Source organism: Nonomuraea sp. NPDC049684 (assembly GCF_044465345.1).
Classification (GTDB): Bacteria; Actinomycetota; Actinomycetes; order Streptosporangiales; family Streptosporangiaceae; genus Nonomuraea.
The window spans coordinates 412975-428248 of record NZ_JBITLO010000005.1 but is presented as its reverse complement, the minus strand read 5'-3'; the positions used below and the strand labels follow the sequence as shown (position 1 = coordinate 428248).

Below are 15274 nucleotides of genomic sequence, written 5' to 3'. Positions count from 1 at the left end.
TGGTGATATCACTTCGATAGCAAGGAGTCGCGATGGAACGTCGTGCTTTCCGGGTCAACGGATTCCTCGTCCTGCTTGTCCTCCTCCTGCTGGGCGGCGGCGCGGCGCTGGTCTCGATCGAGACGCTCGGCATAGCCTGGATCGTGCTCTTCGTGCTCGTGGCCTCCGGCTTCACCGTGGTCAACCCCAACGAGGCCAAGGTGGTCCAGTTCCTCGGCCGTTACGTCGGCACGGTCAACGTGGCGGGGCTGCAGTGGGTGACGCCGTTCACCACCAAGCGCCGCATCAGCCTCCGGGTGCGCAACTTCGAGACCGCCAAGCTCAAGGTCAACGACGCCGACGGCAACCCGGTCGAGATCGCCGCGGTGGTGGTCTACAAGGTCACCGACACGGCCAAGGCCGCCTTCTCCGTCGACGACTACGAGGAGTACATCGCGATCCAGTCCGAGGCCGCCGTGCGCCACCTCGCGACCACCCACCCGTACGACTCGCACGAGCCCGAGCGCACCAGCCTGCGCGACGGCGCCGAGGTCGCCGGCGAGCTGACCGCCGAGCTGCGCGAGCGCACCGAGCTGGCCGGCATCGAGATCCTTGAGGCCCGCATCACCCACCTGGCCTACGCGCCGGAGATCGCCCAGGCCATGCTGGTGCGCCAGCAGGCCAGCCAGGTGGTGGCCGCCCGCACCAGGATCGTCGAGGGCGCGGTCGGCATGGTCCAGCTCGCGCTCGACCGGCTGGCGGCCGAGGGGGTCGTGGAGCTCGACGAGGAGCGCAAGGCCCAGATGGTCTCCAACCTCCTGGTCGTCCTGTGCGGCGACCGGGCGACCCAGCCGGTGGTGAACGCCGGCAGTCTGTATGCCTGAGCGCAAGAAGCTCCTGCTCCGCCTCGACCCGGCCGTCTACGACGCCATCGCCAAGTGGGCGGCCGACGATCTGCGCAGCATCAACGCGCAGATCGAGTTCGCGCTGCGGCTGGCGCTGAAGGAGGCCGGGCGGGAGCCGGGCAGGAGCTCTCGCAAGGAAGAGTGAAAACCTGCACACTCTAGACATGTTGTGGGCAGGCAGGACCGCCATCGAGATCGCGGCGGCCGTCCGGCGCGGCGACGTCACGGCCACAGCCGTCCTGGAGGAGCATCTTCACCGCATCTCCGAGCGGGATTCCCGGGTCGGCGCCTTCCGGCTGGTCAGGAAGCAGGCGATGGACGAGGCGCGGGCCGTGGACGCCCGCCGCGACCTGGCCGACCTGCCGCTCGCCGGGGTGCCGGTGGCGGTCAAGGACAACCTGGAGGTGGCCGGCGAGCCCACCCGCGGCGGCTCGGCGGCCACGTCCGGCGCGCCCGCCCGGGAGGACCATCCGGCCGTGGCCCGCCTGCGCGCGGCGGGCGCGGTGGTGGTCGGGCTGACCAACCTGCCGGAGCTGGGGCTGGTCGGGTTCGGCGACAGCCCGTACGGCGTCGTGCGCAACCCCTGGAACCTCGCCCGCACCGCCGGCGGCTCGTCCTCGGGCAGCGCGGCGGCGGTGGCGGCCGGGATGGTGCCGATCGCGCTCGGCAACGACGGCATGGGGTCGCTGCGCATCCCGGGCGCCTGCTGCGGCGTGCTGGCCGTCAAGCCGGGCACGGGCCTGGTCCCGCCGCCCGCCGACGACTGGGACGGGCTCACCGAGAACGGCCCGCTGGCCACGACCGCCGCCGACCTGTCGCTCGCGCTGTCCGTCCTGGCCGCCGACCCGGCGCTGGCCGAGGCGTGGCGTACCGGCCGCCGGGTCGAGCCGAAGCCGCGCATGCTGCGCTCGGTCTGGGCCGACGACGACGAGGTGTGGGAGCCGCAACCGCCGCAGGACAGCCCCGAGCCGTTCGACCTGCGGGTGGCCTACGCCCCCCAGCCGCTGCCGCCGGGCCTGCCCGTGGACCGGGAGTTCCAGGCGGCGGTGCGAGCGGCCGCCGAGACGTTGCGGCACGCCGGGCACACCGTGGTCGAGCATCCGCACCGCCTGCCCGCCTGGCTCGGCCCCGCCGGGGTGGCCACCTGGCTCGGCCGGGCCGCCGCCGCGGCGGACGGTCTCGATCCGCACGACCTGGAACGCCGTACCCGCGCGCTGGCCCGCGCCGGCCGCGTGCTCACCAGGATCGGCCTGGACGGCCGGCGCGGCTGCGAACGCTGGAGCGGCTACGGCGCCGACACCTGGTTCGGCGACGCCGACGTGATGATCACGCCGGCGCTCGCCGCTCTGCCGCCGCGCGCCGACCGCTGGGGCGGGCGCGGCCTCCTGCCCAACCTGCTGGCCAACGTCAGGTACGCGCCCACCACGGGCCCGTGGAACCTGTGCGGCTGGCCCGCGATGGCCGTGCCGGTCGCCACGCACTCCAGCGCGCTGCCGATCGGCGTGCAGCTCGTGGCGCCGCCGGGCGGCGAGCCGCACCTACTGGCCCTGGCCGCCCAGCTCCAGGCGGCCCACCCGCCGCTACGCCCGCCCGGCTTCTCCTGACCGCCCGTTCTCCTAGACGCCTGCCGGGTGCCAGACGGTCTTGGTCTCCAGGAACCGCGTCATCCGCCCGAGCCCCGGGTCGGCCGTCCAGTCCTCGCGCACGGGACGCAGCACGCGCTTGAGGTTCTCGGCCGCCTCCTGCTCGCAGCGCAGCGCCAGGTCGGCGTCCTCGACCCCGGTGAGGTCGAGGGCGTTGACGTCCATGTGCGCGGCCAGCCAGGGCGCCAGCTCGGCCTGGCGGCCGGTCAGGATGTTGACCACCCCGCCCGGCAGGTCGGACGTGGCCAGCACCTCGGCCAGCGTGATCGAGGCGAGCGGCGCGGGCTCGGAGGCCACCACGACGCACGTGTTGCCGGTGACGATCACCGGCGCGACCACGGACACCAGCCCGAGCAGCGGATCGGCGGGCGCGACCACGGCCACGACCCCGGTCGGCTCCGGCGAGGACAGGTTGAAGTACGGCCCCGCCACCGGGTTCGCCGACCCGCGCACCGCCGTGATCTTGTCGGACCAGCCCGCGTACCAGACCAGCCGGTCGACCGCCGCGTCCACCGACTCCAGGGCGGCCTTCTTGCCCAGGCCCAGCTCCTCGGCGAACTGCCCGCGCCGCCCCTCCAGCATCTCGGCGACGCGGTAGAGGATCTGCCCCCGGTTGTAGGGGGTCGCGCCGGACCAGCCGGGGAACGCCTTGCGCGCGGCCACCACGGCGTCGCGCGCGTCCTTGCGCGAGGCGCGCGAGGCGTTGGCGAGGAAGTCGCCCTTGGGCGAGGTCACGGGATAGGACCTCCCACTCTCCGAGCGCGGGAAGGCCCCGCCGATGTACAGCTTGTAGGTCTTTCTGACGGACAACCTACTCATCGCCCCGACCTCTCCACGTGGACTCCTGCGACGTCTGGACCGGGGCGAACACCTGGCCGCACCTGCTGACGCCGCAGCGGTGGGCGTACCAGCCGACGCGTACGGGGCGGCCGGCGCGGGCGAAGGCGTGCCCGCGGGTGGCCTGGGCGCGCCGCCCGGACCGCCCGGCACGGCGATGATCACACGTCAAGGTAGGCCTCCAGCCCCGCGAGCCCGCCCTCACGCCCGTACCCCGACTCCTTGTAGCCGCCGAACGGCGAGGTGGGGTCGAACTTGTTGAACGTGTTGGCCCAGACGACCCCGGCCCGCAGCCGGTCGGCCATCCACAGGATGCGCGAGCCCTTCTCGGTCCAGACCCCGGCCGACAGCCCGTACGGGGTGTTGTTGGCCTTCTCCACGGCCTCGGCCGGGGTGCGGAAGGTCAGCACGGACAGCACCGGCCCGAAGATCTCCTCCCGGGCGATCCGGTGGGACTGGGCGACCCCGGTGAACAGGGTGGGCGGGAACCAGTAGCCCCGCTCGGGCAGCTCGCACGCGGGCGACCAGCGCTCGGCGCCCTCGTCGGCCCCGGCCTCGGACAGCTCGCGGATCTTGGCGAGCTGCTCGGCCGAGTTGATCGCGCCGATGTCGGTGTTCTTGTCGAGCGGGTCGCCGAGCCGCAGCGTGCCGAGCCGCCGCTTGAGCGACTCCAGCAGCTCGTCGTGGACGGACTCCTGCACCAGCAGCCGCGAGCCCGCGCAGCAGACGTGGCCCTGGTTGAAGAAGATGCCGTTGACGATGCCCTCGACCGCCTGGTCGACGGCGGCGTCCTCGAACACGATGTTCGCGGCCTTGCCGCCGAGCTCCAGGGTGAGCTTCTTGTCGGTGCCCGCGACCGCGCGGGCGATGATCCGGCCGACCTCGGTCGAGCCGGTGAAGGCCACCTTGTTCACGTCGGGGTGGGCCACCAGGGCGGCGCCGGTGTCGCCGGCGCCGGTCACGATGTTGACCACGCCGGGCGGCAGCTCGGCCTGCTGACAGATCTCCGCGAACAGCAGCGCGGTCAGCGGGGTCGTCTCGGCGGGCTTGAGCACCACCGTGTTGCCGCAGGCCAGCGCGGGAGCGATCTTCCAGGCCAGCATGAGCAGTGGGAAGTTCCACGGGATGACCTGCCCGGCCACGCCGAGCGGCTTGGTACCGAACCCGGCGTAGGCCAGCTTGTCGGCCCAGCCCGCGTAGTAGAAGAAGTGGGCCGCGACCAGCGGCAGGTCGACGTCGCGCGACTCGCGGATGGGCTTGCCGTTGTCGAGGGACTCCAGGACGGCCAGCTCGCGGGCCCGCTCCTGGATCAGGCGCGCGATGCGGAACAGGTACTTGGCCCGCTCGGCGCCCGGCAGGGCGCTCCACACGCCGAACGCCTTGCGCGCCGCCTGCACGGCCCGGTCGACGTCGTCGGAGGAGGCCGAGGCGACTTCCGCCAGCTTCTCCTCCGTCGCCGGGTTGACCGTCTTGAAGGGGGAGCCGGAGCCGTCCACGAACTCACCGTTGATGAACAACCCGTACGACGGCTTGAGATCGACAATGTCGCGCGACTCTGGCGCGGGTGCGTAGTCGAACATCGCCATCACGCCAGGGTGAGGTATAGGGACATCACCTTGCCAGCGTAGACGGTCGGTCCGAGTGCTCAGAGGGGCACGGAGCTCCTAGGACAGGAGTGACAGCCGGTGCGCCGCCGCGGCGGCCTCTCCGCGCGTGGTGACACCCAGCTTGGCCAGGATGTTCGAGACGTGCACGCTGACGGTTTTCGCCGAGATGAACAGTTCGGCGGCGATGTCGCGATTGGTGCGGCCCTGGGTCACCAGGCGCAGCACCTCCAGCTCGCGCGGCGTCAGCAGCTCCGACGGCGTCTCCTGGGCCTGCGGGCCGCCGCCCACGCGGCGCGACAGCGCCTCGATCTCCTCGGCGAGCGGGGTGGCGCGCAGCGCGGCGGCGAGCGGACGCGCCTGCCGGAGCCTGGACGCCGCGCCCTCCCTGTCGCCGCTCCTGGCCGCGACGCCGGCCGCCCGCAGCAGGGCCTTGGCCTGGTTGTGCGGACGCATCAGCCGCTCCCACGCCGCCGCCGAGGCGTCGAAGTCACCGCTGTAGGACAGCCGGTACGCCTCCGCCACCGGCCCGCTGATCGTCAGCTCGGCCGCCACTTCCGCGGCGTGCGCCCGTACCGCGGCGGTGCGGCCGGGTTCGAGGTCCTCCGCCGCGTCGCAGACCGTGCGCAGCAGGGACAGCAGCCGCCAGCCCAGCATGGCCTTGCTCGGCAGCCTCGGATGCGACAGCGCCCGCTCGGCCACCGCCAGCGCCGCCCACGGCTCGCCCTTGAGCAGGTGCCAGCCGATGTGCAGGCGCGCGTTGCTGATCACGTCCTGGACGAAGTCCTCGGGGCGGTCCTTCAGCACGCCGATCTCCGACAGGATGCCCTCGACGCGCTGCAGGTCGCCCCTGGCCAGCCCGATGTCGGCCCGGACGCGCAGCAGCGCGTACTGGGTGCGCAGGACGGGCCCGTAGTTGAGCGCGCTGTCCACGAGGTCGAGCGCCTCGTCCCAGCGGCCGAGCGACTCCAGCGCCTCGGCCCAGTTGTTGAGGATGAACAGCCCGCTGCCGCGCAGCCTGCCGTACTTCTTGGCGTACTCCCAGCCCTCCTCCGACAGGCGCAGGGCCTCCTCGGCGCGGCCCATGTCGATGAGGGAGTCGATGTTGTTGCCGATCGCCCTGATGATGATGCGGCCCGAGCCCTCGGCCTTGCCGATGCCCCTCGCCTGCTCGTTGACGGCGATGACCCGGTCGAGCTCGCCTCTCATCGAGTGGCCGAGCGCCAGGTTCATCAGCAGGTCGCCTTCGAGGCACTTGTCGCCGGACCGCCTGACCAGGTCGAGGCCCTCGTGGATCAGCTCCTCGCCCTCGGCCACCTGGCCACGGAGCATGAGCTGCCTGCTCAGCGGCATGACGACCTCCGCGCGCACCGGGCCGGGGTCGGGCACCAGCCGCAGGGCGTGCCGGAGCAGCTCGATCACGCCCATCTGCCCCTTGGACGCCTTGAACGACGCCTGCCGCACGATGAGCTGGGCCACCCGGCCCGGCTCCTTGGTCTCGTCCAGCTCGGCGAGGGCGGCCTTGACGAACTTCACGCCCTTGTCCACCTCGCCGCCGGCGTTCGCGGCCTCGGAGGCGCGTTCGAGCACGGCGGTGTGGTCGACGCCGATGCGCCGGGCGGCGTCGGGGACCCGGTCCCAGAGCATGAGCACGCGTTCCAGCAGCGGCACGGCCTCGGTGTAGGCGTACGCCTTGAACGACTTCTGCGCGGCCTCCCAGGCCGACACCAGGGCCCAGAGGTCGTTGCGGGCGCCGTACCAGTGGTGGGCCAGCTCGACGGCGGCGCGGCCGGGCGGGACGAGCGAGCGGTCCTTGGAGATCTCCTCGGCGTACCGGGAGTGCAGGCGCTGGTGCTCGCCCGGCAGCAGCTCCTCGTGCACGGCCTCCTGGATCAGCGCGTGCCGGAAGACGTAGGCGCGGTTGTCGGCGATCTGCAGCACGTTCCCGGCGATGGCGGGACGCAGAGCCGCCTCAAGCTCGATCTCGGACAGCCCGCTGACGGCGGCCAGCAGCGCGTGGCCGACCCGGTTGCCGCCGGCCGCGGCCATGCGCAGGACGCGCTGGGTGTCCTCGGGCAGCCGTTCGACGGCGCTGAGGATGAGGTCCTGCATCGACTCGGGGAACGTGCAGTCCTCGCCGCCGTCGAGCAGCGCCTCCACGAACAGCGGGATGCCCTCGCTGCGTTCGTATACTTTCTGGACCTTCACATATTCCGGCGCGGCGCCGAGGATGCCGGCCATCTGCGCGGCCACCTCGTCGCGCGACAGGCGGGGCAGGTCCAGGCGGTGGACGCCGTTCACCCGGCCGAGCTCGGCCAGCACGGGGCGGAGCGGATGCTGCCGGTGCAGGTCGTCGGAGCGGTAGGTCATGACGATGAGCACCTGCGGCGCGTGCAGGTTACGGCTGAGGAACGCGATCAGGTCGCGGCTGGAGCGGTCGGCCCAGTGGATGTCCTCGATGACGAGGACCGTGGGGCGGCTGTCCGCGAGGCGTTCGAGAAGGGTGAGGAACTGCTCGAAGAGGCGGGCGCGGCCCGTTTCGGTCTCCCCGTCGCCGCTGGGCTCGCCGAACTCCGGCAGCAGCCTGGCCAGGTCCCGCTGGGCGCCCTCGGGCAGCAGCGCGGCCACCGCGGCGGGGCCCTGCTCCCTGACGAGCTGCCTGAGCGCGGCGGTGAAGGGCGCGTAGGCAAGACCCTCGGCCGACAGCTCCACACAGCCGCCGACCAGCACCTGCGCGCCGTCGGCCGCGCAGGTCTCGGCGAAGCGCTGCACGAGCCGGCTCTTGCCGACCCCAGCCTCCCCGCCCATGAGCACGGCCGTCACCGTGCCCTTACGTGCCTCGTCGAAGCTCTCTGCGAGAGCGGCGAGCTCCTCCGCCCGCCCGACGAAGACGGGACTCACCGAACGTCCCAGCATGTCGTTCAGCATGCCATGCCCTATCAATCAGTTTCGACGGGGTTTAGGGGGGTTCAGAGGCCCGGCCGCCACTACTGACGACGCGGCCGGGCACTCTGGGGGCGGTCATGACGAACGGCGCTTGCCGAAGACCGAGCGACGCTCGGCCTTGTTTCCCTTCATGGCCTCGCGTACTCGGCGGTGCTCGGCGGCGGCCTGCCGGAGCTCGCTGGCGTGGGACTTCATGAGCTCGTACTCGAGTTCGGGGTTCATCGTGTTCTCCTGAACATTTGCTGCTTTTCCCTGACATCTTCAATGTTCGGCCTAAGGCCCGGCCTGCCACATCGGGTGGATGACCTATCTGCCGGCGTACGCGGGGCCGGACATACCTAGGGCAGGGCCCGCCCCGCCTTAGGCGGCGTTCCCGTCCGTCCGGTTTGGAGGTAGTGGCCCTGGTCGGCGATGCTGTGAAGGTGTCAACTGTGACTACCTCGCTCGCGGACGTCGCCTCGTCCCACGCGACGCTGCGCGCCTTCCTGCACGGCCTTCCCGGAGTCGACCGGGTGGGCGCCGACCAGCGGGCGGCCATGCTCGGCACCCGTTCCATCAAGACCACGGCCAAGGCCCAGGCCATCGACCTGGCCATCTCCATGGTCGACCTGACGACGCTCGAAGGCGCCGACACGGCGGGCAAGGTGCGGGCCATGTGCACCAAGGCCGTGCACCCGGGCGGCGGCGCCCCCAAGGTGGCGGCGGTCTGCGTCTATCCCGACATGGTGGAGGTGGCCGTCCGGGCGGTGACCGGGTCGGGGGTCAAGGTGGCCTCGGTCGCCACCGCGTTCCCCAGCGGGCGCTCCTCGCTGGAGGTCAAGGTGAGCGACACCGCGCTGGCCGTGGCCGCGGGCGCCGACGAGATCGACATGGTGATCGACCGCGGCGCGTTCCTGTCCGGCGACTACATGAAGGTGCACGACGAGATCGTCGCGGTCAAGGCCGCCTGCGGCGCCGCGCACCTGAAGGTGATCCTGGAGACGGGCGAGCTGGCGACCTACGACAACGTGCGCCGGGCGTCCTGGCTGGCCATGATCGCGGGCGCCGACTTCATCAAGACCTCCACCGGCAAGGTGTCCCCCGCGGCCACGCTGCCGGTGACCCTGATCATGCTGGAGGCGGTGCGCGACTTCCGCGACACCACCGGCCGCCAGGTGGGCGTGAAGCCGGCCGGCGGCATCCGCACGACCAAAGACGCCATCAAGAACCTGGTGCTGGTCAACGAGACGGCGGGCGACGACTGGCTCTCCCCCGACTGGTTCAGGCTGGGCGCGTCCTCGCTGCTCAACGACCTGCTCATGCAGCGCCAGAAGCTCGCCACCGGCCGTTACGCCGGCCCCGACTACTTCACCCTCGACTGACGGCGACGGCCCTCGGGCGGCTCTACGAGGTGTTCGGAGCCGTCGCGAGGCCCGCGAGCGTGCCCGGCTGCCCCCACTGCGTCGAGCCGGGCGAGCAGGCGTGCCTGCTGTCCGGCCCTGTCCCGGCGATCGAGGCGGGCTCGCTGGCCCGTTACGCGGCCAAGGCGCTCACCACGTGGGGGGACGTCCCCGCCTTCCGCTACTTCCTGCCGCGCCTGCTCGAATGCGCGGCCGCCGACGCGTTCTCCTACCCCGACCCGGAGATCGTCCTCGGCAAGCTCGCCGTCGCCGGCTGGCACGACTGGCCGGACGACGAGCGCGCGGCGGTCACCGCGTTCCTGCACGAGTGGTGGCTCGGCACGCTGCGCCGCCATCCGTCCCGCCCGCCGGCCGGGACGGTGTTGTGCGCCGTCGCCGCCACCGGCGTCGACCTGGCGCCCTTCCTCGACGCCTGGGCCGGGCTGGAGAGCGAGGCGGCGATCGCCCACCTGCGCGACTTCGTCACCGACGACCTGGCCGGGCGGCGGCTGACCAACGCCTTCTGGGATCGCGACGCCCCCGCCCACTCTCAGGTCCTCGCCTGGCTCGGCGACGGGCCCGCGTCCCGGGCGGTGGAGGCCGCCTTCGCCCGGGAGACCCGCGAGCCCGTCCTCGGCCTGCTCGCCGACATCCACGGACGACTGCCGCGCGTCTAGATCAGCGCCTCGACCAGGCTTCTGGATCAGCACCTCGACCGCGCGTCTAGATCAGCGCCTCGACCAGCAGGACGATGCCGAAGACCGCGAACGCGGCGGCGGCGCCGTACCGGATGACCTTCTCGGGCAGGTGCTTGCCGAGCAGGCGGCCCACCAGGATGGCCAGGGCGTCGGCGGCGACCATGCCCACGGTCGAGCCGATCCACGTGCCGACCCAGCCGTGCTGCGTGGCCAGGGTGATCGTGGCGAGCATCGTCTTGTCGCCCAGCTCGCTCAGGAAGAACGCCACGGTCACCGCGACCAGGACGTTCCTGGTCGTCCGGCGCGCCTTGTCCTCTTCCTCCTTGGTCAGCTCGTCGCCGCGCAACGTCCACAGGGCGAACCCGAGGAACGCGATGCCGGCCACGATCGAGATGGCCGTCGTCGGCAGCGCCTTCCCGACCAGCCCGCCCACGGCCACGCTCAGCAGGTGCACGACGGTGGTGGCGATGGTGATGCCCGCGAGCACGGGCCAAGGCTTGAAACGGGTGGCGAACGTCATCGCCATGAGCTGGCTCTTGTCACCGAGCTCGGCCACGAAAATGACCGCGAGACTGATCCAGAACGCTTCCAACCGGTCCTCTTCCCCGCGACCAGACCGGAAGCAGGCACCCGGGGGGATCTTCGGGCACGACTTTCGGCCCGGCAGCGTCTTTGTCCATGACTGCCAGGCCGAAGGTCTCGTCCGCCCGTCAAGGCCCGTGTGACCGGGCGCGATCACGCGCCAGTATGTCGATCACACGATTGGGACTACTCCCCTTCGGAATTACCAACACACCATAACAGCCCACGTGGAGCCGTCATTCCGCCGGTCGGCCCCCCGGCTCGGACACCGGCTCAGACACCGGCTCAGACACCGGCTCGGACACCGGCTCGGACACCGGCTCGGACACCGGCTCGGACACCGGCTCGGACACCGGCTCGGACACCGGCTCGGACACCGGCTCGGCCGTCAGTGTGCAGCCGACCAGCACCGGCTCGTTGACCAGCGTCACGCCGAACTTCTCCCGCACCCCGTCGCGCACCTCCACGGCCAGCCCCAGCAGGTCGGCCGTGGAGGCGGCGCCCGCGGGGTTGGTGAGGGCCAGCGTGTGCTTGGTGGAGATGCGCACCGGGCCGCGCTCGTAGCCCTTGGGGAAGCCCGCCTGCTCGATCAGCCAGGCGGCCGGCACCTTGACGCGGCCGTCGGGCATGTCCCAGCGGGGGTGCCCGGGAGCGCGTCCGGCCAGCTCGGCGGCCTCCTCGGCGGTCAGGATCGGGTTGGTGAAGAACGAGCCCGCGCTGCGGCTGTCGGGGTCGGCCGCCGGGTCGAAGACCATGCCCTTGCCCCGCCGCAGCCCCAGGACGGCCTCACGGGCCAGCCCGAGGGGCACGCGGCCGCCGAGCTCCACCCCGAGCCGCCCGGCCAGCTCCTGGTAGGCCACCGGGCCGGACATGTCCGACACATCCAGTGCGTACGTCACCGCGAGCACCACGTGCCGCGACAGGTCCCGCTTGAACGCGCTGTCGCGGTAGGAGAACCCGCACTGGCGCGCCTCCAGGTCGACCACCTGCCGGGTGAGCCGGTCGTAGGCCCGCACGCACCTGATGGTCTGCGCCACCTCCTGGCCGTACGCGCCGACGTTCTGGATCGGCGTCGAGCCCACCAGGCCCGGGATGCCGGACATGCACTCGATGCCGGACCACCCCTCGGCCACGGCCCGCTCGACCAGCGGATCCCAGTCCTGGCCGGCCTCGACCGTGAGCAGCACCTGCTCGCCGTCCCTGGAGACCGTCACGCCCTCGGTGGCCACCTTGACGACCAGGCCGTCGAAGCCCTCGTCACCGATCACCACGTTGCTGCCGCCGCCGAGCACCAGGGTCGGCACCCCGTTCATGTCGGCCTCGGCGACGAGGGACACGAGCTGCTCCGCCGTGACAGCCTCGGCGAAGTCGCGGGCGGGGCCGCCCAGGCCCAGGGTGGTGTGCGACGCGAGCATCTCCATGGCCCCCAAGCTTATGAGCCCCCCAGCCCCCACAACACCGCCCCGAACTCCGCAGCTCCCTACAACCGCCCCCACCCCCGACGCCCACCTCCGCCGGAAACCAGCCCTCCGACAACAGCGCCCGACGCTTCCTCCGCCCCGGGCTGGACGCCCGCTCACCCGTGCACACGCCCGAGCCCGAGCCCCGCCCAGGCAGCGCCCGCGCCTCCGCCCGCGGCGACGCTGCCGATCGGCCCCCCAGAGGACGGGCCGAGGCGGGAGTCAGCTGTGGAGGGGGTGGGCGGAGCCGAGCCGGTGGACCGGGAGCGGGCCCTCGGGCACCACCAGCCCGCCCTCGAGCGCCCGCGAGAACTCCAGATCGGCCTCCTCGCCGCGCTCCGCACCCTCGGGGAACGCCCCCAGCGCCGCCGCCCTGCGCACCGCCATCAGGTCACAGCGCAACGCCCCCACCCGGCCGGGCTCCTCGGCCTCGGCCGCCTGCCACCCCGCCGCCACCGCCCCTTCCACGATGGCCGCCACCAGCGGCGTCAAGGCGTCCCCCGTCAGCGCGAGCGAGGTCTCCATCAGCACGTGCACCTCGGACTCGTCCAGCCGCAACAGCTTGGTACGGCTCTCCCCCCACCCCGCCGTGCCCCCGGCCGCCCGCGAGGTCTCGGCGACGTGCCACACCACGATCCGCTCCGGATACCGTGCGGCCAGCTCGTCCAGGACGTCTCCCGCACCGTCGACGTTCCCCAGGTCGAGGGCCAGGATCCGGGCGCGGGTGTGCTCGATCACCGACTGGACGCACTCCAGCACCTCCCCGGGCCGGCCGTCCACCAGCAGCCCGGCGGAGACCGACACGTCCTTGGTCTCGACGCGCTGGCGTTCGGTGTTGACGCCCAGGTCGTCCATGCGGTTCGTGGCGAGGGTGCCGTCCCAGACCCGCTGGGCGTGCAGCATCGTGTCGTCGGGGTCGCCGTGCTGGCCGGGGTCGCCGGAGAAACCCAGCGCGGCGGCGGGGTTCCCGTGCGCGCCCGCGCCCCTGGGCCGGGCGCGGCCCGTGCCGACGCCGGTGGCCGAGCCGCCCGTGGTGTCCCGTCCGGTGCCGCTGCTGCCCCCCACCTGTTCAGGGGACGCGGGACGCAGGTGAGCAGGGGGCTTGGCATCGGTCACGGACGACACGGGGATGGAACGGACGGTGGGCCAGACCTGTCGCGCAACTTCACTCATACCAACACGCGCTACCCGCGACCCGCCCGACATATCACGGGATCAGGAGAGCTGTACCACCGCACGCGCCTTCGACAGGACCCTCGCGTCGCCCGCCTTGGCCGTCAGCCCGACGACCACCCGCTTGTCCTCCAGCTTCTCCTCGACGACCCCGCTGACCGAGATCGTCGCGCCCTGGTCGTCGTCGGGCACGATCACCATCGACGAGAACCGCACGCCGAAATCCAGCACGGCGCCCGGATCGCCCGCCCAGTCCGTGACGAACCGGCCCGCCTGCGCCATCGTGAACATGCCGTGCGCGATCACGTCGGGCAGTCCGACCGTCCGGGCGAAGCGCTCGTTCCAGTGGATCTGGTTGAAGTCGCCGGAGGCGCCGGCGTACATGACCAGGTTCAGCCGCCGGACGTTGTAGTCCACGACCGGGAGCTCCTGCCCGACCTCGACCTCGTCGTACCTCACCGTGGCCGCCATCTCAGCCCGCCCCTCCGCGCTCGACGATCGTGTTGTAGGTCGTGCAGACCGGCTCTCCGGCGACCGTCGTCACGTCGCTCCTGATCGTCAGCAGCTCGTTGCGCCCGACGCTCCTGATGTCGGTGATCGTCGCGGTGGTGACCAGCTCGTCGCCCGCGCAGACTGGCCGGACGTACTCGAACCGCTGCTCGCCGTGGACCACCATCGCCAGGTTCAGGCCCAGCTCGGGGTCGACCAGCGCCTCGCCGCCCGCCTGCAGGCTGAACACGATGGGGAACGTGGGCGGCGCGATCACGTCGGGGTATCCGGCGGCCCTGGCGGCCTCCCTGTCGCGGTAGACCGGGTTGTTGTCGCCGATCGCCGCCGCGAACTCCTTGATCTTCACCCGGCTGACCTCGTACGGGGCGGCGGATGGGTAGGTCCTGCCCACGAAGTCACGGTTCAAGGCCATCAGTGCTCCCTCGTATGTCTTCAACGAGCGCTGCTGAGGCAGACGGTAACAGAACAAGGTTCGGCTGTCGCCGCTCATGGCGTGCTTTTTGCCGGGGCCCGGCCGGGGTCGGGTCTGGGCCAGAGCTGGGGCCGAGGTCGGAGCCGGGGCCGGGGCCGGGATTGGAGCGGAGGCCGGGATTGAAGCCGGGGCCGAGGTTGGAGCGGAGGCCGGGATTGAAGCCGGGGCCGAGGTTGGAGCCGGGGTCAGCGCCTAGAAAGGCGCCTCAAAGCAGTGAGAACACGACAAACCGGCGCCCCGTCCGGGACGCCGGTTGTGCGATATGGAGGCAGAAGTACCGCTAGCGGGTTTCGCGGTGCGCGCGGTGGCAGCGGCAGTTCGGGCAGTACTTCTTCAGCTCAAGCCGATCCGGGTCGTTGCGCCGGTTCTTCCGCGTGATGTAGTTGCGGTGCTTGCACTCCTGGCAGGCCAGCGTGATCTTCGGCCTAACGTCGGTGGCAGCCACTTGGGAGTGCCTTTCTACGTTCGGGACATGGACACACCCGTACCCAGGCCGACCGACCTGGGATTGGGTAGTAGCGGAGGCCGGACTTGAACCGGCGACACAACGATTATGAGCCGTTTGCTCTGCCTGACTGAGCTACTCCGCCTTGGCCGGAAACTCCCGGCCCGTAGAGGATACCCGAAGCTGGGAGCACATTAGTAACTCACCTGATCGGGTGGGGTGCTACCAGTATGCCCCAGGAACCTCCGACAACCGAAATCCGATCATGCCACCTGGGTCTCGCCTGGGGAATCACCCGCGGAGGCCACCGCCACACTAGCAGCCCCCCTTTGCCGACGCGAACCCCCGGACCAGGCACGCAGCAGCGGACGCGCACCGGCGACGTCCGTCCACGCGCTGGTCGGAAGGCCCTCCCGGCGGCCGCCGGCGACGCCCGTCCGTACGGCGAACGGGCGTGCCCCCGGCGAACGCCGGCGGCGCGCCTCCCCGCGCGGGACGAACCCCGCGCGGGTGTTGGAGGGGTGTCCGCGGCGGACGCCGACGCAGCGGCAGAGAGGGCCCGCAGCGGACCCTGCGCCCACCCGAAGGTGTCGCGCAGTCAAAGCCAACGCAGTGGCAAAGCTGTCAGAGCGGACAGCCCT

15 protein-coding genes and 1 tRNA gene are annotated in these 15274 nt (G+C 71.8%); 5 read left to right on the top strand and 11 right to left on the bottom strand.

The genetic code is table 11. The features are described 5' to 3' along the window. Window positions 1–32 precede the first annotated feature (32 nt). The 3 genes from ACIBST_RS19215 to ACIBST_RS19205 are packed head-to-tail and all read left to right on the top strand — an operon-like array spanning window position 33 to window position 2488. Window positions 33–863 carry an SPFH domain-containing protein gene (locus ACIBST_RS19215; RefSeq protein ID WP_397173182.1) on the top strand — a complete coding sequence of 277 codons (831 nt, stop codon included), beginning with the start codon at window positions 33–35 and terminating at the stop codon, window positions 861–863. Next, on the top strand, window positions 856–1029 hold the full coding sequence (locus ACIBST_RS19210) for a hypothetical protein (RefSeq protein WP_357706347.1): 174 nt from the start codon (window positions 856–858) through the stop codon (window positions 1027–1029). The genes ACIBST_RS19215 and ACIBST_RS19210 overlap by 8 nt, the downstream gene beginning before the upstream one ends. A 19-nt stretch (window positions 1030–1048) precedes the next feature. Beyond that, window positions 1049–2488 carry an amidase gene (locus ACIBST_RS19205; RefSeq protein WP_397173180.1) on the top strand — a complete coding sequence of 480 codons (1440 nt, stop codon included), beginning with the start codon at window positions 1049–1051 and terminating at the stop codon, window positions 2486–2488. 12 nt (window positions 2489–2500) lie between these two features. Here the strand turns inward: ACIBST_RS19205 and ACIBST_RS19200 are convergent, their stop codons facing one another. From ACIBST_RS19200 to ACIBST_RS19185, 4 genes are all read right to left on the bottom strand, one after another. Continuing rightward, complete coding sequence (locus ACIBST_RS19200) at window positions 2501–3346, bottom strand: aldehyde dehydrogenase family protein (RefSeq protein ID WP_397173178.1); 846 nt, start codon at window positions 3344–3346, stop codon at window positions 2501–2503. Between the two features lie 179 nt (window positions 3347–3525). Then, on the bottom strand, window positions 3526–4944 hold the full coding sequence (locus ACIBST_RS19195) for an aldehyde dehydrogenase family protein (protein ID WP_364326765.1): 1419 nt from the start codon (window positions 4942–4944) through the stop codon (window positions 3526–3528). 84 nt (window positions 4945–5028) lie between these two features. Further along, window positions 5029–7884 (bottom strand): AAA family ATPase, encoded by a 2856-nt coding sequence (locus ACIBST_RS19190; RefSeq protein ID WP_397173176.1) that lies wholly within the window; start codon window positions 7882–7884, stop codon window positions 5029–5031. 105 nt (window positions 7885–7989) lie between these two features. After that, entirely contained in the window at window positions 7990–8136 is a 147-nt protein-coding gene (locus ACIBST_RS19185; protein WP_397173174.1) for a hypothetical protein, read from the bottom strand. A 209-nt stretch (window positions 8137–8345) separates the two neighbouring features. Between ACIBST_RS19185 and deoC the strand changes: the two genes are divergently transcribed. Both deoC and ACIBST_RS19175 read left to right on the top strand, forming a co-directional pair. Next, a complete protein-coding gene (deoC, locus tag ACIBST_RS19180; RefSeq protein WP_397173173.1) occupies window positions 8346–9275 on the top strand; it encodes a deoxyribose-phosphate aldolase in 930 nt (309 codons plus the stop codon). A gap of 29 nt (window positions 9276–9304) precedes the next feature. Beyond that, a complete protein-coding gene (locus ACIBST_RS19175) occupies window positions 9305–9970 on the top strand; it encodes a hypothetical protein (RefSeq protein WP_397173171.1) in 666 nt (221 codons plus the stop codon). Window positions 9971–10016: 46 nt separating this feature from the next. Here ACIBST_RS19175 and ACIBST_RS19170 read toward each other — a convergent pair whose 3' ends face one another. From ACIBST_RS19170 to ACIBST_RS19140, 7 genes are all read right to left on the bottom strand, one after another. Then, entirely contained in the window at window positions 10017–10583 is a 567-nt protein-coding gene (locus tag ACIBST_RS19170; RefSeq protein ID WP_397173170.1) for a TMEM165/GDT1 family protein, read from the bottom strand. 226 nt (window positions 10584–10809) lie between these two features. After that, window positions 10810–11994 carry a UDP-N-acetylmuramate dehydrogenase gene (locus ACIBST_RS19165; RefSeq protein WP_397173168.1) on the bottom strand — a complete coding sequence of 395 codons (1185 nt, stop codon included), beginning with the start codon at window positions 11992–11994 and terminating at the stop codon, window positions 10810–10812. A 261-nt stretch (window positions 11995–12255) separates the two neighbouring features. Then, complete coding sequence (locus ACIBST_RS19160; RefSeq protein WP_397173167.1) at window positions 12256–13098, bottom strand: hypothetical protein; 843 nt, start codon at window positions 13096–13098, stop codon at window positions 12256–12258. 150 nt (window positions 13099–13248) lie between these two features. Continuing rightward, a complete protein-coding gene (locus ACIBST_RS19155) occupies window positions 13249–13677 on the bottom strand; it encodes a MaoC family dehydratase (RefSeq protein ID WP_397173165.1) in 429 nt (142 codons plus the stop codon). A gap of 1 nt (window position 13678) precedes the next feature. After that, window positions 13679–14128 (bottom strand): MaoC family dehydratase N-terminal domain-containing protein, encoded by a 450-nt coding sequence (locus ACIBST_RS19150; protein WP_397173163.1) that lies wholly within the window; start codon window positions 14126–14128, stop codon window positions 13679–13681. Between the two features lie 340 nt (window positions 14129–14468). Continuing rightward, entirely contained in the window at window positions 14469–14633 is a 165-nt protein-coding gene (rpmG, locus tag ACIBST_RS19145; RefSeq protein ID WP_019632658.1) for a 50S ribosomal protein L33, read from the bottom strand. 71 nt (window positions 14634–14704) lie between these two features. Continuing rightward, window positions 14705–14778, bottom strand: a tRNA-Met gene (locus ACIBST_RS19140). Between the last annotated feature and the right edge of the window lie 496 nt (window positions 14779–15274).

Coding starts and splice junctions, on each gene's coding strand:
- ACIBST_RS19185 (WP_397173174.1), bottom strand. CDS start 8,136: ATGAACCCCGAACTCGAGTACGAGCTCATGAAGTCCCACGCCAGCGAG.
- ACIBST_RS19215 (WP_397173182.1), top strand. CDS start 33: ATGGAACGTCGTGCTTTCCGGGTCAACGGATTCCTCGTCCTGCTTGTC.
- ACIBST_RS19210 (WP_357706347.1), top strand. CDS start 856: ATGCCTGAGCGCAAGAAGCTCCTGCTCCGCCTCGACCCGGCCGTCTAC.
- ACIBST_RS19165 (WP_397173168.1), bottom strand. CDS start 11,994: ATGGAGATGCTCGCGTCGCACACCACCCTGGGCCTGGGCGGCCCCGCC.
- ACIBST_RS19200 (WP_397173178.1), bottom strand. CDS start 3,346: ATGAGTAGGTTGTCCGTCAGAAAGACCTACAAGCTGTACATCGGCGGG.
- ACIBST_RS19190 (WP_397173176.1), bottom strand. CDS start 7,884: ATGCTGGGACGTTCGGTGAGTCCCGTCTTCGTCGGGCGGGCGGAGGAG.
- ACIBST_RS19205 (WP_397173180.1), top strand. CDS start 1,049: ATGTTGTGGGCAGGCAGGACCGCCATCGAGATCGCGGCGGCCGTCCGG.
- ACIBST_RS19195 (WP_364326765.1), bottom strand. CDS start 4,944: ATGTTCGACTACGCACCCGCGCCAGAGTCGCGCGACATTGTCGATCTC.
- ACIBST_RS19150 (WP_397173163.1), bottom strand. CDS start 14,128: ATGGCCTTGAACCGTGACTTCGTGGGCAGGACCTACCCATCCGCCGCC.
- ACIBST_RS19155 (WP_397173165.1), bottom strand. CDS start 13,677: ATGGCGGCCACGGTGAGGTACGACGAGGTCGAGGTCGGGCAGGAGCTC.